We start from the raw sequence: 14,400 nt of genomic DNA, 5'->3' as shown, positions 1-14,400 counted from the left end.
AAACGCCCGGTTACATTTCGAACCCGGAAGCTAAGCCTTACAGCGCCGATGGTACTGCAGGGGGGACCCTGTGGGAGAGTAGGACGCCGCCGAACTCCTTTTAGAGCTCCGGCTCCTGGGCACTCAAGCCCAGGAGCCGGAGCTTTTTTGCGTTGAGGTAAGGTCAGGGGGCATCGTTGGTTCGTTTCCCACAGGAGGCCCCCGGGTGGAGGTCCAGGAGACCCGCGTCCAGACGGACCGGGTCCTCACCATCCCCAACATCCTCAGCATGGCGCGCCTAGTCGGAGTGCCGATCTTCCTGTGGCTGATTCTGAGGCCTGAGTTCGGGGGCCCGAAGAGTGACGGGTGGGCACTGCTGGTACTGGCTCTGAGCGGGATCAGCGACTACCTGGACGGCAAGCTCGCGCGGCGCTGGAACCAGATCAGCAGTCTGGGCCGGCTCCTCGATCCCGCCGCGGACCGGCTCTACATTCTCTCTACACTGGTCGGTCTCACCTGGCGCGAGATTCTCCCGATCTGGTTGACCGCTCTACTTGTGGCGCGAGAGCTGGTCCTGCTGGTGATGGTGGGCGTCCTCAGGCGCCACGGCTATCCGCCGCCGCAGGTGAACTTCCTGGGCAAGGCCGCCACCTTCAACCTGATGTACGCCTTCCCGCTGCTCCTGCTCAGTGACGGATCTGGATGGATCCCGTCACTCGCTGCTATTTTCGGATGGGCGTTCGCAGGATGGGGTACAACCCTGTACTGGTGGGCAGGAGTGCTCTACGTGGTACAGGTCCGCCGACTCATCCGTGCGGACGCCATGGCCGATTGAACTCGCCGATTCCTGCAGCCGCAGCGGCTCGATGGCCCCCGGCGGAAAAGTGCGGGACAATCTGGACGGGTGAAGTCGGCTAGACCGTCGTCTCTTTGAGGAGGACGCTTCCGACATGAAGGCCGTCGTGATGGCCGGAGGCGAAGGCACGCGCCTTCGCCCCATGACCTCGAGCATGCCCAAGCCGCTCCTGCCGGTGGCCAACCGGCCGATCATGGAGCATGTGCTCAGGCTGCTCAAAAGGCATGGGCTGAACGAGACCGTCGTAACTGTCCAGTTCCTGGCCTCCTTGGTCAAGAACTACTTCGGTGACGGCGAAGAGCTCGGTATGGAACTTTCCTATGCCAACGAGGAGAAGCCACTCGGTACCGCCGGAAGCGTCAAGAACGCCGAAGACGCGTTGAAGGACGATGCCTTCCTCGTCATCTCCGGCGATGCGCTGACCGACTTCGACCTCACTGAGCTCATCAATTTCCACAAGGAAAAGGGTGCGCTCGTCACCGTGTGTCTGACCCGGGTACCGAACCCGCTGGAATTCGGTATCACGATCGTCGACGACGAGGGCAAGGTCGAGCGCTTCCTCGAGAAGCCGACCTGGGGGCAGGTCTTCTCCGACACCGTGAACACCGGTATCTACGTCATGGAGCCCGAGGTCTTCGACTATGTCGAGCCCGATGTGCCTGTCGACTGGTCCGGCGACGTCTTCCCGCAGTTGATGAAGGAGGGCAAGCCGATCTACGGCTATGTCGCGGAGGGCTACTGGGAGGACGTCGGTACGCACGAGAGCTATGTGAAGGCGCAGGCCGACGTCCTGGAGGGCAAGGTCGACGTCGAGATCGACGGCTTCGAGATCTCCCCGGGTGTGTGGGTGGCCGAAGGCGCCGAGGTCCATCCCGATGCCGTACTGCGGGGACCGCTCTACATCGGTGACTATGCCAAGGTCGAGGCCGGCGCCGAAATCCGGGAACACACGGTGGTGGGTTCCAACGTCGTCGTCAAGAGCGGGGCCTTTCTGCACAAGGCCGTCGTGCACGACAACGTGTATGTCGGGCAGCACAGCAATCTGCGGGGCTGCGTCGTCGGAAAGAACACCGACATCATGCGGGCCGCCCGGATCGAGGACGGCGCTGTCATCGGTGACGAATGCCTGATCGGTGAAGAATCGATCGTGCAGGGCAACGTGCGGGTGTATCCGTTCAAGACCATCGAGGCCGGTGCCTTCGTCAACACCTCGGTGATCTGGGAGTCCCGCGGGCAGGCGCATCTTTTCGGTGCGCGCGGTGTCTCCGGCATCCTGAACGTGGAGATCACCCCCGAGCTCGCCGTCCGCCTAGCCGGCGCCTACGCGACGACCCTCAAGAAGGGCTCCACCGTCACCACGGCCCGCGACCACTCCCGGGGCGCCCGGGCCCTCAAGCGGGCCGTGATCTCCGCCCTGCAGGCCAGCGCGATCGAGGTACGGGACCTGGAGAACGTACCGCTGCCCGTGGCGCGGCAGCAGACCGCGCGAGGCAGTTCCGGCGGGATCATGATCCGGACGACGCCCGGGGTCCCGGACTCGGTGGACATCATGTTCTTCGACGGGCAGGGCGCCGATCTCTCCCAGGGCAGCCAGCGGAAGCTGGACCGGGTGTTCGCGCGCCAGGAGTACCGGCGTGCGTTCCCCGGGGAGATCGGTGACCTGCACTTCCCGGCCAGCGTGTTCGACTCGTACACCGGTTCGTTGCTGCGGAACGTGGACACGACCGGGATTTCCGAGTCCGGTCTGAAGGTCGTCGTGGACGCGTCGAACGGCAGTGCGGGGCTGGTTCTGCCCAGCCTGCTCGGAAAGCTCGGTGTCGACTCGCTGACCATCAACCCGGGCCTGGACGAGTCGCGGCCCACCGAGTCCGCCGATGTGCGGCGCTCGGGACTGGTGCGGCTGGGAGAGATCGTGGCGTCGTCCCGGGCCGCCTTCGGGGTGCGCTTCGACCCCGTCGGGGAACGGCTGTCGCTGGTGGACGAGAAGGGCCGGATCGTCGAAGACGACCGTGCGCTGCTGGTCATGCTCGATCTGGTGGCCGCCGAGCGCCGCAGCGGCCGCGTGGCGCTCCCGGTGACCACGACGCGGATCGCCGAGCAGGTGGCGGCCTACCACGGCACGCAGGTTGAGTGGACGACGACCTCGCCCGACGACCTGACCCGGGTCGGACGGGACGACACGACCATCTTCGGTGGTGACGGCAAGGGCGGCTTCATCGTCCCGGAGTTCAGCAGCGTCTTCGACGGCACGGCCGCCTTCGTACGGCTGATCGGACTGGTGGCGCGGACACAGCTCACGCTGAGTCAGATCGACGCCCGGATCCCGCGTGCGCACGTCCTCAAGCGTGATCTGGCCACTCCCTGGGCGGTCAAGGGACTGGTGATGCGCAGGGTGGTCGAGGCCGCCGGTGACCGTTTCGTGGACACCACGGACGGTGTGCGGGTGGTGGAGACCGACGGGCGCTGGGTGATGGTGCTGCCCGACCCGGCCGAAGCGGTCACTCACCTGTGGGCCGAGGGGCCGGACGACGCGTCCGCCCAGGCCCTCCTGGACGAGTGGGCGGGAGTGGTGGACAGCGCCGGCCGCTGAGAAAGTGCGGCACACGGGCGTGCCGGACAGATGTTCCCGAGGGGGCCTGTCCGGCACGCGGGTGGGGCCATTCGGAGGTACTGGTCGCGACGTGCGACGATGTGCGGCATGCCGCAGCAGCCCCCCGTTCGGAGTACACCCACGCGCCCTTCGCGGCCGGACGCGTCGATGTTCCTGCTCACCAACGTCATGGACCACAGCCTCGACGAGGGTTACGCCGAGGCGGCCGCCCGCAAGAAGGCCGTGGGCGAGAGCGGAATGCCCAGGACGCTCCGGGGCCGGCTCGGTCTGGCCGCGGGGCTGGTGCTCGCGGCTCTGGTGGTGACCGTCGGAGCGGCACAGGCGCGCGTGGCGGCCCCGGTGGTCGCCAAGGAGCGGCAGGAGCTGATCGACCGCATCGACCGCGAGACCACGGCCGCGGACAAGCTGGAGGGTTCCGTCGACAAGCTGCGCGACGACGTGAGCGCACGGCAGCGGGAGGCCCTGCGCAAGAGCGGCGGCAGTGACCAGTCGGAGCTGGTGGGGGTGCTGGCGGGTGCCGTCGCCGTCCACGGACCGGGCGTGCGGCTGGTCGTGGACGACGCCAAGGAAGCCACCAGCGGAGGCAACGGCAACCCCCGTGAGACCACGGACTTCTCCGACACCGGGCGGGTCCGCGACCGCGACATGCAGCGGGTGGTCAACGGGCTGTGGGAGTCGGGCGCCGAGGCCATCTCCATCAACGGTCAGCGGCTGACGGCACTGTCCGCCATCCGGGCCGCGGGGAACGCGATACTGGTCGACAACAGGCCACTGGTTCCGCCGTATACGGTGCTGGCCTTGGGGGACGGCAAGCAGCTGAGCACCAGATTCCAGGACAGCGTCGACGGGCTGTATCTGCACGCCCTGCAGGAGAACTACGGCATCCGGACCAGCATCTCCGTGGAGAGCGACCTCCGGCTGCCCGCAGCGCCGAGTGTGATCGTACGAACAGCACAGCCGAGCACCGAGAAGACTGAGAAGGGCACATCGTGATCGCCGTACTGGGCCTCGTCGTGGGAGTGGTGGCCGGACTGTTGGTCCGGCCTGAGGTTCCGGCGGTCGTCGAGCCGTATCTGCCGATCGCCGTCGTCGCGGCGCTCGACGCCGTCTTCGGCGGCCTGCGGGCCATGCTCGACGGTATCTTCGACGACAAGGTCTTCGTGGTCTCGTTCCTGTCGAACGTGGTCGTGGCCGCACTGATCGTGTTCCTGGGCGACAAGCTGGGCGTGGGCGCCCAGTTGTCCACCGGTGTCGTCGTGGTCCTCGGGATCCGCATCTTCTCGAACGCCGCGGCGATCCGCCGGCACGTCTTCCGGGCGTGAGACCGATGAGCGACAAGGAAGAACAGCCCGAGAACGGGCTCCGCAAGGAACTTCCCGAGGAGGTGCCGCTCGGCGCGGCACCCGAGGGCGCGGACGACGCCCCCGCGGAGAAGCCCGCACTGACCGGGCGGCAGCGGCTGGTCATGGGACTGTGGCCGCCGCGTGTCAGCCGCGCTCAACTGATCGTCGCGGTGCTGCTGTTCGGCCTCGGCTTCGGTCTGGCGGTCCAGGTGGCGTCCAACAGCGACAGCGACAGTGCCCTGCGCGGCGCCCGCCAGGAAGACCTCGTACGCATCCTCGATGAACTGGACAGCCGTACCCAGCGTCTTGACGACGAGAAGCAGGGGTTGGAGAAACAGCGCCAACAGCTGGAGAACAGCTCGAACCAGGCGGAGGAGGCGCGGAAGCAGACCGTCGAGAAGGAGAAGCAACTCGGCATCCTGGCGGGCACGGTGGCCGCACAGGGGCCTGGTATCACCATGACCATCCAGGACGGCAAGGGAGCCGTCCAGGCGGACAGCCTGCTCGACGCGGTCCAGGAGCTGCGCGCGGCGGGGGCGGAGGCGATCCAGGTGAACGGCGTACGCGTCGTGGCCGGCACCTACCTGACGGATGCGGGCAAGAGCGTGAGCGTCGACGGGAACAAGATCAACGCGCCTTATCGTTTCAAGGTCATCGGCAAGCCGGCGGACCTCGAGCCGGCGCTCAACATCCCGGGGGGCGTGGTGCAGACTCTGGAGAAGGAGCAGGCCACCGTCACTGTCGAGCGGTCGAACAAGATCGTCGTGGACGCCTTGCGAGCGGCGAAGCAGCCTGACTACGCTCGGTCGTCCTCCCAGTGAACCGGCGGTGCATGGGGGACGTCCGGCAGGGGCATGAGGTTGCGGGGGGTCGGCGCACCGAACGGGTGGTGCGTGGTGGAAACTGTTTGGTGGATACGGACGTTGTGAGGATGTCCGGGTCGGCCGGCGTATTGAGTCAGGGTGCGTCCTGCCCCACGGGCGGGTCTGTTTCAGTCAAGGGGAATCGCCCGTGAAGTTGTTTGCGAAGTTGTTCGGCAAGAGCGCGCGAGAGGGCAGCGACAATGCCACGGCGCGCCATCGCGCGCAGCCCGACGAGGAGGGCCGCCGCCCCCTGTTCCGGGACCAGGTCGCTGGTCCGGGCGGTGACATTTCCGGAGGTCAGGGCGCGCCGTCAGTTGACCCTGCGCAGTCCGGCGGCATAGGTTTCGGGCAACCGTCAACCTCAACTGCGGGTGGAGGGTTTTCCCCTATGTCGGCCCTGGTGTGTACGAGGTGCGGTAACCGCAACGCGGAGAACAGCCGCTTCTGCTCCAACTGCGGCGCTCCGCTGCGGCCCGGGGCCACCCCCGAGCGTCCGTCGGAGACGACGTCCACGATCTCCATCTCCGGCATCGAGGCCTACGACGCCGAGGTCACCGGCCAGACGCAGCTGCCGGCCCTCTCGCCGGAGGCGCAGGCGGCGGTGGACGCGCTGCCCCTGGGCTCGGCGCTCCTGGTGGTGCGCCGCGGCCCGAACTCGGGCAGCCGCTTCCTGCTGGACAGCGACCTGACGACGGCCGGGCGCCACCCGCAGAGCGACATCTTCCTGGACGACGTGACGGTCTCGCGCCGCCATGTGGAGTTCCGGCGCGGCGCGGACGGCTCGTTCACCGTGGCCGATGTCGGCAGCCTCAACGGCACGTACGTCAACCGCGAGCGGATCGACCAGGTCGCCCTGAACAACGGCGACGAGGTGCAGATCGGCAAGTACCGGCTGGTCTTCTACGCCAGCCAGCGGGGCTACTGACCCTCCCCCGGAGAAGGTCCATGCTTCAGACACCGAGCGGCGGTTCCGGCCCCGGGGCCGCCGCCACGGACAGTGGGCTGATGAGCATCGGCACGGTGCTGAGCGTGCTGCGCGACGAGTTCCCCGAAGTCACCATCTCCAAGATCCGCTTCCTGGAGTCCGAGGGGCTCGTCGAGCCGCAGCGGACTCCCTCGGGGTACCGCAAGTTCACCCCCGGCGACGTGGAGCGGCTCGGTCACGTCCTGAGGATGCAGCGTGACCACTATCTTCCGCTCAAGGTGATCCGTGAGCACCTGGACGCCATGGAGCGCGGCGAGGCCCTGCCGCTGCCCGCGGTGGGCCGCCAGCGGGACGGGGAGACCGTCCTGGAGCCTCTGGAAGGGCCCACGGCGGCCCGGATCGGCCGGGCCGAGCTGCTGGCCGCCGTCGGGATCGGTGAGCAGGAGCTCGCGGAGTGGGAGTCGTACGGGCTGCTCGCCCCGCTGCCCGACGGGGCCTACGACGCGGAGGCGGTCACCGTGGCGTCGCTGGTCCTCGAACTGGGACGGTTCGGGATCGAGCCACGGCACTTGCGGGCGATGAAGGCCGCCGCCGACCGCGAGGCCGGGCTCGTGGACCAGGTGGTGGCCCCGCTGAAGCGGCACCGCAATCCGCAGACCAGGGCCCACGCGGAAGCCCGTACGAAGGAGCTGGCGAGCCTCACGGTGAGGCTGCACGCGGCGCTCGTGCAGACCGCGCTGGGTGTGCGCCTGCCCTGAACGGAACGCGTCGGCGACGGCCGGATCGGCCCCCCGTTCCCTGCCCGACTACCCAAACGTCCCGGGCAGGTCCTAGGGTTGCTGTGTGAACGAGCTCGATGTCGTAGGTGTCCGGGTCGAAATGCCCTCCAACCAACCGATCGTGCTCCTGCGTGAAGTGGGAGGCGACCGTTACCTCCCCATCTGGATCGGACCGGGGGAGGCGACGGCGATCGCCTTCGCCCAGCAGGGCATGGCCCCCGCCAGGCCGCTGACCCACGACCTGTTCAAGGACGTGCTGGAGGCCGTCGGCCAGGAGCTCACCGAAGTGCGCATCACGGACCTTCGTGAGGGCGTCTTCTACGCGGAGCTGGTGTTCGCGAGCGGGGTCGAGGTGAGCGCCCGTCCGTCCGATGCCATAGCGCTGGCACTGCGCACCGGAACGCCGATCTACGGCAGCGACGGCGTGCTCGACGACGCGGGCATCGCCATTCCGGACGAGCAGGAGGACGAGGTGGAGAAGTTCCGCGAGTTCCTCGACCAGATCTCGCCGGAGGACTTCGGCACCAGCAGCCAGTGAGACGCCGCCGATCCGGCGGACCAGTGGTCCGTGCCGGGTCGGCCGTGTCCGGTCACCACCGAAATGCCGGCATTTGCCGTCGGCGCGTGAGAGCGTCGAGCGGCCCGTTCGAAGGGCATTCCGCTAGCCTTTCCCCGCGGTGGGGTACGGGAAACCACTCTTAGGGTGATTATCACTCGGCGTGCCGAGTGTGGCGGTCGTTGACGCACCCCTGGTGGCTGCCTACCTTCGAGGAGGCAGGTCAAGGACGGAGGTCGGCGTGAGAAGCAGCGGCGACGGTACGGCTGGGGGTGCCCCCGGACGCGAGGTCGGGGGAAGCCTTCCGTACCCTCCCCCGAGCTCTCCACTTCGTTCGAGCTGGGGGGACCCCCATCACGGCAGCGCGGCCGATCACGCTCCCCAGCGACCGGTGGCCGTGCCGAGCAGCGGAGGGGCGACGTCCATGGCGTCCGAGCAGATCGGCTACCGCGGTCCCACGGCCTGTGCGGCCGCCGGCATCACCTACCGGCAGCTCGACTACTGGGCCCGTACCGGCCTCGTGGAGCCGAGCGTGCGGCCCGCCTACGGGTCGGGGACGCAGCGGCTGTACAGCTTCAGGGACGTCGTCGTCCTGAAGATCGTCAAGCGCTTCCTGGACACCGGCGTGTCCCTGCAGAACATCCGCACGGCCGTTCAGCACCTGCGGGAGCGCGGCTTTCGGGACCTGGAGCGCATGACGCTGATGAGCGACGGCGCCACGGTCTACGAGTGCACCTCGCCGGACGAGGTCCACGCGCTGCTCCAAGGGGGCCAGGGCGTCTTCGGGATCGCCGTCGGAGTGGTGTGGCGGGACGTGGAGAGCGCGCTCTCGCAACTGCACGGCGAGCGCGTGGACACCGGCGAGACGCTGATGGGGCACAACCCGGCGGACGAGCTGGCACGGCGGCGCAACCGGGCCGTCTGAGCGGGCGCCCGACCTGGTGCCGGGCGGTCGTCCGGGGCCGTTGTCAGTGGCGTAGGGCAGCATCGGACATGTGAGAAACGCGCCCACGATCCTGCATCTCGACATGGATGCTTTCTACGCCTCGGCGGAGCAGGCGTCCAAGCCGAGCCTGCGCGGGAAGGCCGTCATCGTGGGCGGGCTCGGGCCGCGTGGAGTGGTGGCCACGGCTTCGTACGAGGCGCGGGTCTTCGGGGTGCGGTCCGCGATGCCGATGGCCCAGGCGCGGCGGCTGGCGCCGAACGCCGCGTACCTGGTGCCGCGGTTCGGGTTCTACCGGGCGATCAGCGAGCAGGTGATGGGGCTGCTGCACGCGTTGTCGCCGCTGGTGGAGCCGCTGAGCCTGGACGAGGCCTTCGTCGACCTGGAGGCCGGGGAAGCGGCCTGGGACGAGCCGTCGGCCCGGCTGGTGGGGGAGAAGCTGCGCGCGGACATACGGGCCTTCACCGGGCTCACCGGGTCGGTGGGGCTCGCCGCGTCCAAGATGCTCGCGAAGATCGCTTCCGAGGAGGCCAAGCCGGACGGGCTGGTGGTGATCGAGCCGGGGACCGAGCGGGCCATGCTCGGGCCGATGCCGGTGCGGACCCTGCCGGGCGTGGGGCCGGCCACGGGCGACCATCTGCGGCGGGCGGGGATCACCACCGTCGACGACATCGCGGAGGCCGGCGAGGACGAGCTCGTCCGGCTGCTGGGCAAGGCGCACGGGCAAGCGCTGTACGCCATGGCACTGGCGCACGACGAGCGGCCCGTGGTCGCCGAGCGCGAGACCAAGTCGGTGTCGGTGGAGGACACCTACGACGTGGACATCCATGACCGCCTGCGGGTGGGGCTGGAGGTGCGGCGGCTGGCGGACCGGTGCGTTCGGCGGTTGCGGGAGGCGGGGTTGTCGGGGCGGACGATCGTGCTGAAGGTGCGGCGGTACGACTTCTCGACCCTGACGCGGTCAGAGACGCTGCGGGGTCCCACGGACGACCCGGCCGTGGTGCGCGAGGCGGCGGCCCGTCTGCTGGACGCCGTGGACACGACGGGCGGGGTGCGGCTGCTGGGGGTCGGGGTGAGCGGCCTCGCGGACTACACGCAGGAGGACCTGTTCGCGCAGGCCGCGGGGGAGGGGACGGACGCGGAGCACCTGGGGGAAGAGGGCCACGAGGAGCCCCTGGAGGAGCGGGCGGCGGTTGTCGAGCGGCGGTGGCCCGCGGGGCATGACGTGCGACACGCCGACTTCGGGCACGGGTGGGTACAGGGAAGCGGGTTGGGGCGGGTGACGGTGCGGTTCGAGACGCCCTGGTCCGAGCCGGGGAGGGTGCGGACGTTCCGGGTCGACGATCCCGACCTCGTGGCGGCCGACCCGTTGCCGCTGGTCACGGAGAGACCCCAGGCCCCGGCGGACGGAGCCCAGGATCAGGCCTCCGCGTCCTCCGTTCCCGCCAGTTTGCCGAAGTGGCGTTCCGGGAGCGGGGGAGGTGAGGCCGCGTCGAGACCGTAGTGGTGGTAGAGCTGGAGCTCCTGTTCCGGCGAGAGGTGGCGGCCCACGCCGAAGTCGGGCGCGTCCTTGATCAGGGCGCGGTCGAAGGGGACGTGGAGGGTGCCCTCGATCAGTTCGCTGGGCTCCAGGGGGACGAAGGCGTCGCGGGAGAAGAGGCCGGTGCGTATGGCGGCCCACTCCGGTACGCCGGTGGCGTCGTCGAGGTAGACCTCGTCGATGGTGCCGATCTTCGTGCCGCTGCGGTCGAACGCTTTGCGGCCGATCAGGTTGCGCGGATCGATGTCGGTCTGCACGGGCCCTCCACTTGCTCGCAACTCATCCGTAAGCACTACGAAAGTGCACATCGGGCGCCGCGGCCACTCGAGCTGGGCTGTGATGCGCACTGGTAGGCTGTCAACGGCTGATGACCCCGCGCGGGAGAGTCCTCCAGACACCACCGGAGGCGCCGAAGGAGCAAATCCTCCCCGGAATCTCTCAGGCTCACGTACCGCACGGACGAGGTCACTCTGGAAAGCAGGGCGGGTGCCGACGGCTTCCGCGCTCACCGACGGGGAAAACCGGGAGCCTTCGGGCGATCCGGTGAAGCTCTCAGGTCGTGATGACAGAGGGGGAGGCCGTCCGGGTACCCGCGCCGTGGTGCCCCTCGAAGGTCGCGCCAGACCAGGAGGCCTCCGCAATGACCGCCCACCGCATTCCGCTTTCCGAGCTCGAGAAGGGGATCCCCTTCGAGCAGCGTCACATCGGTCCCGACCACGAGGCGCGGGCCAAGATGCTCGCGCACGTCGGCTACGGTTCCCTGGACGAGCTCACCGCCGCCGCGGTGCCGGACGTGATCAAGAACGCCGACGCCCTGGACCTGCCGGGCGCGCGGACCGAGGCCGAGGTGCTGGCCGAGCTGCGGTCGCTGGCCGACCGGAACCAGGTGCTCGCCTCCATGATCGGGCTCGGGTACTACGGGACCTTCACGCCTCCCGTGATCCTGCGCAACGTCATGGAGAACCCGGCCTGGTACACCGCCTACACGCCCTACCAGCCGGAGATCTCGCAGGGGCGGCTCGAGGCCCTCCTGAACTTCCAGACGATGGTGGCCGATCTCACCGGTCTGCCCACCTCGGGCGCCTCGCTGCTCGACGAGGGGACGGCGGCGGCCGAGGCCATGGCCCTGTCACGGCGCATGGGGAAGAACAAGAAGGGGCTGTTCCTGGTCGACGCGGACGTCATGCCGCAGACCATCGCCGTGATCGAGACCCGCGCCGAACCGACCGGCGTGGAGGTCGTGGTCGCCGACCTCAGCGACGGCATTCCGGCCGTGATCGCCGGGCGGGAGATCAACGGCGTGCTCGTCCAGTACCCCGGCGCCTCCGGTGCCGTACGCGACATCCAGGCGGTCGTCGACCAGGCGCACGAGCTGGGTGCCCTGGTCACCGTCGCCGCCGATCTGCTCGCCCTGACCCTGCTGAAGTCGCCCGGTGAGCTCGGGGCGGACATCGCCGTCGGGACGACCCAGCGGTTCGGTGTCCCGATGGGCTTCGGCGGTCCGCACGCCGGCTACATGGCCGTGCACGAGAAGTTCGCGCGCAGCCTGCCCGGGCGGCTCGTGGGCGTGTCCGTGGACGCGGACGGGCACAGGGCGTACCGGCTGGCCCTGCAGACCCGTGAGCAGCACATCCGACGGGAGAAGGCCACCAGCAACATCTGCACAGCGCAGGTGCTGCTCGCCGTGATGGCCGGCATGTACGCCGTGTACCACGGTCCCGAGGGGCTCCGGAGCATCGCCTGGCGCACGCACCGGTACGCCACGATCCTCGCCGAGGGGCTCAGGGCCGGCGGGGTCGAGGTCGTGCACGGGGCCTACTTCGACACGCTCACCGTCCGGGTGCCCGGACGGGCCGAGGAGGTCGCCGCGGCGACCCGGGCCAACGGCGTCAACCTCCACCTCGTCGACGCCGACCACGTGTCGATCGCCTGTGACGAGACGACCGGGCGGGGCCAGCTGGCCGCCGTGTGGGCCGCTTTCGGGGTCGAGGGCGACATCGAGGCGCTGGACGCGGCCGCCGGGGCGGCCCTCCCCGAGGACCTGCTGCGCAGCGACGACTTCCTCACCCACCCGGTCTTCCACCAGCACCGCTCCGAGACCGCCATGCTGCGCTACCTGCGCCGGCTGGCCGACCGGGACTACGCGCTCGACCGGGGCATGATCCCGCTCGGCTCCTGCACGATGAAGCTCAACGCGACCACCGAGATGGAGCCGGTCACCTGGCCCGAGTTCGGGCAGCTGCACCCCTTCGCTCCCACCGAGCAGGTTCAGGGTTACCTCACGCTCATCCACGAGCTGGAGGAACGTCTCGCCGAGGTCACCGGGTACGACAAGGTGTCCCTGCAGCCCAACGCCGGGTCACAGGGGGAGTTCGCCGGGCTGCTGGCCGTACGCGGATACCACCGGGCCAACGGGGACGAGCAGCGGACCGTGTGTCTGATCCCGTCCTCCGCGCACGGCACGAACGCCGCCAGCGCGGTCATGGCAGGGATGAAGGTCGTCGTCGTGAAGACCGCCGAGGACGGCGAGATCGACGTCGAGGACCTGCGGGCGAAGATCGAGCAGTACCGCGACGAGCTGGCCGTGCTGATGATCACGTACCCCTCGACGCACGGGGTGTTCGAGGAGCACGTCGCCGACATCTGCGCGCAGGTGCACGAGGCCGGCGGCCAGGTGTACGTCGACGGCGCCAACCTCAACGCGCTGGTGGGACTGGCCAAGCCGGGGCACTTCGGCGGTGACGTCTCGCACCTGAACCTGCACAAGACCTTCTGCATCCCGCACGGCGGCGGCGGTCCGGGCGTCGGCCCGGTGGGCGTGCGGGCACACCTGGCGCCGTACCTGCCCAACCACCCGCTGCAGCCGGAGGCCGGTCCCGCGACCGGGGTCGGACCGATCTCGGCCGCCCCCTGGGGTTCTGCGGGCATCCTGCCGATCTCGTGGGCGTATGTACGGCTCATGGGCGGCGAGGGGCTGCGGCGGGCCACGCAGGTGGCCGTGCTGTCCGCCAACTACATCGCCAAGCGGCTCGAGCCCCACTACCCCGTGCTCTACACCGGCCCCGGCGGGCTGGTGGCACACGAGTGCATCATCGACCTGCGCCCGCTGACCAAGGCGACCGGGGTGAGCGTCGACGACGTGGCCAAGCGGCTCATCGACTACGGCTTCCACGCCCCGACCATGTCCTTCCCGGTGGCCGGCACCCTGATGATCGAGCCGACCGAGTCCGAGGACCTGACCGAGCTGGACCGGTTCTGCGACGCGATGATCGCCATTCGCGCGGAGATCGAGAAGGTCGGCGCGGGCGAGTGGCCGGCGGACGACAACCCGCTGCGCAACGCGCCGCACACCGCCGCCGCGCTCGGCGGCGACTGGGCGCACGCGTACACGCGCGAGGAGGCCGTCTTCCCGGCCGGAGTGGTGGCCGCCGACAAGTACTGGCCGCCGGTGCGCCGGATAGACCAGGCCTTCGGTGACCGGAACCTGGTGTGCTCGTGCCCGCCGCTGGACGCGTACGAGGACTGAGCCAGTCGTGGAGGAAGGGCCCCGCTTCGGCGGGGCCCTTCCGCGTCAGGCCGTGGCCAGCGAGACCTCGGTCGACTTGATCAGGGCGACGACGGACGTGCCGGCCGTCAGCGCCAGGTCGGTAGCGGCGTCCCTGGTGATCGCCGAGGTCAGTTCGCCGCCCTCGACTGCGACCTTGACGGAGGCCATGGCTCCGCCGGTGGCGACGTCGGTGACCCTCCCCGGCAGTTGGTTGCGGATGGACAGGCCCTCGACGGGCGCGGTGGCGAGGGAGACCTCGGTCGACTTCACCAGGGCGCGCACGGCGGTTCCGGCGGCGAGGCCGAGTTCCTCGACGGCCTCCAGGGTGATCGCTGCCGTGATGTCCTGGCCGCCGGCGAGGCGGACCTTCACGGTGGCCATCACCTCGCCGGAGGTGACGTCGGTGACCGTGCCGGGGATCTGGTTGCGGATGCTCAGGCTCATCGGAACGCCTCGGG

13 protein-coding genes, 1 rRNA gene and 1 riboswitch are annotated in these 14,400 nt (G+C 69.3%); of the genes, 12 read left to right on the top strand and 2 right to left on the bottom strand.

Annotation, left to right across the window (positions count from 1 at the left end; all coding sequences use genetic code 11):
* The 11 genes from rrf to ACIRVK_RS40880 form a co-directional block, all read left to right on the top strand.
* A 5S ribosomal RNA gene (gene rrf / locus ACIRVK_RS40930) occupies positions 1-95 on the top strand; the annotation flags it as partial.
* 110 nt (positions 96-205) lie between these two features.
* Complete coding sequence (locus ACIRVK_RS40925; protein ID WP_404256472.1) at positions 206-814, top strand: CDP-alcohol phosphatidyltransferase family protein; 609 nt, start codon at positions 206-208, stop codon at positions 812-814.
* 115 nt (positions 815-929) lie between these two features.
* Positions 930-3,425, top strand: coding sequence for a sugar phosphate nucleotidyltransferase (locus ACIRVK_RS40920; RefSeq protein ID WP_404256470.1), 2,496 nt, complete (start codon positions 930-932; stop codon positions 3,423-3,425).
* A gap of 108 nt (positions 3,426-3,533) precedes the next feature.
* Complete coding sequence (locus ACIRVK_RS40915; protein WP_404256468.1) at positions 3,534-4,439, top strand: DUF881 domain-containing protein; 906 nt, start codon at positions 3,534-3,536, stop codon at positions 4,437-4,439.
* Entirely contained in the window at positions 4,436-4,768 is a 333-nt protein-coding gene (locus ACIRVK_RS40910; RefSeq protein WP_003988855.1) for a small basic family protein, read from the top strand. The genes ACIRVK_RS40915 and ACIRVK_RS40910 overlap by 4 nt, the downstream gene beginning before the upstream one ends.
* Before the next feature lie 5 nt (positions 4,769-4,773).
* The gene (locus ACIRVK_RS40905; protein ID WP_404256466.1) at positions 4,774-5,610 is read left to right on the top strand and encodes a DUF881 domain-containing protein; all 837 of its coding nucleotides are present in this window, start codon (positions 4,774-4,776) and stop codon (positions 5,608-5,610) included.
* A 190-nt stretch (positions 5,611-5,800) separates the two neighbouring features.
* Positions 5,801-6,577 (top strand): FHA domain-containing protein, encoded by a 777-nt coding sequence (locus tag ACIRVK_RS40900; protein ID WP_404256464.1) that lies wholly within the window; start codon positions 5,801-5,803, stop codon positions 6,575-6,577.
* A gap of 20 nt (positions 6,578-6,597) precedes the next feature.
* Positions 6,598-7,335 (top strand): MerR family transcriptional regulator, encoded by a 738-nt coding sequence (locus ACIRVK_RS40895; RefSeq protein ID WP_404256462.1) that lies wholly within the window; start codon positions 6,598-6,600, stop codon positions 7,333-7,335.
* 85 nt (positions 7,336-7,420) lie between these two features.
* Positions 7,421-7,894 (top strand): bifunctional nuclease family protein, encoded by a 474-nt coding sequence (locus ACIRVK_RS40890; protein ID WP_004002801.1) that lies wholly within the window; start codon positions 7,421-7,423, stop codon positions 7,892-7,894.
* A 259-nt stretch (positions 7,895-8,153) separates the two neighbouring features.
* Positions 8,154-8,837 carry a MerR family transcriptional regulator gene (locus tag ACIRVK_RS40885; protein ID WP_404256460.1) on the top strand — a complete coding sequence of 228 codons (684 nt, stop codon included), beginning with the start codon at positions 8,154-8,156 and terminating at the stop codon, positions 8,835-8,837.
* A 70-nt stretch (positions 8,838-8,907) separates the two neighbouring features.
* A complete protein-coding gene (locus ACIRVK_RS40880) occupies positions 8,908-10,359 on the top strand; it encodes a DNA polymerase IV (RefSeq protein ID WP_404256458.1) in 1,452 nt (483 codons plus the stop codon).
* Here ACIRVK_RS40880 and ACIRVK_RS40875 read toward each other — a convergent pair.
* A complete protein-coding gene (locus tag ACIRVK_RS40875) occupies positions 10,275-10,652 on the bottom strand; it encodes a PRC-barrel domain-containing protein (protein WP_404256456.1) in 378 nt (125 codons plus the stop codon). The genes ACIRVK_RS40880 and ACIRVK_RS40875 overlap by 85 nt on opposite strands.
* A gap of 111 nt (positions 10,653-10,763) precedes the next feature.
* Positions 10,764-10,859, top strand: a riboswitch (glycine riboswitch).
* 176 nt (positions 10,860-11,035) lie between these two features.
* Here ACIRVK_RS40875 and gcvP point away from each other — a divergent pair.
* Positions 11,036-13,921 carry an aminomethyl-transferring glycine dehydrogenase gene (gcvP, locus tag ACIRVK_RS40870; RefSeq protein ID WP_404256454.1) on the top strand — a complete coding sequence of 962 codons (2,886 nt, stop codon included), beginning with the start codon at positions 11,036-11,038 and terminating at the stop codon, positions 13,919-13,921.
* 45 nt (positions 13,922-13,966) lie between these two features.
* On the opposite strand, the gene ACIRVK_RS40865 is transcribed toward gcvP, so the two are convergent.
* Complete coding sequence (locus ACIRVK_RS40865) at positions 13,967-14,386, bottom strand: molybdopterin-binding protein (RefSeq protein ID WP_404256452.1); 420 nt, start codon at positions 14,384-14,386, stop codon at positions 13,967-13,969.
* Positions 14,387-14,400: the final 14 nt, after the last annotated feature.

The organism is Streptomyces sp. NPDC101152, from assembly GCF_044768275.1.
In the GTDB taxonomy this organism is placed as follows: domain Bacteria; phylum Actinomycetota; class Actinomycetes; order Streptomycetales; family Streptomycetaceae; genus Streptomyces.
The sequence above is the reverse complement of the archived record's forward strand: the minus strand, read 5'-3'. Positions and strand labels throughout refer to the sequence as shown.

Coding starts and splice junctions, on each gene's coding strand:
- ACIRVK_RS40865 (WP_404256452.1), bottom strand. CDS start 14,386: ATGAGCCTGAGCATCCGCAACCAGATCCCCGGCACGGTCACCGACGTC.
- ACIRVK_RS40895 (WP_404256462.1), top strand. CDS start 6,598: ATGCTTCAGACACCGAGCGGCGGTTCCGGCCCCGGGGCCGCCGCCACG.
- gcvP (WP_404256454.1), top strand. CDS start 11,036: ATGACCGCCCACCGCATTCCGCTTTCCGAGCTCGAGAAGGGGATCCCC.
- ACIRVK_RS40920 (WP_404256470.1), top strand. CDS start 930: ATGAAGGCCGTCGTGATGGCCGGAGGCGAAGGCACGCGCCTTCGCCCC.
- ACIRVK_RS40915 (WP_404256468.1), top strand. CDS start 3,534: ATGCCGCAGCAGCCCCCCGTTCGGAGTACACCCACGCGCCCTTCGCGG.
- ACIRVK_RS40905 (WP_404256466.1), top strand. CDS start 4,774: ATGAGCGACAAGGAAGAACAGCCCGAGAACGGGCTCCGCAAGGAACTT.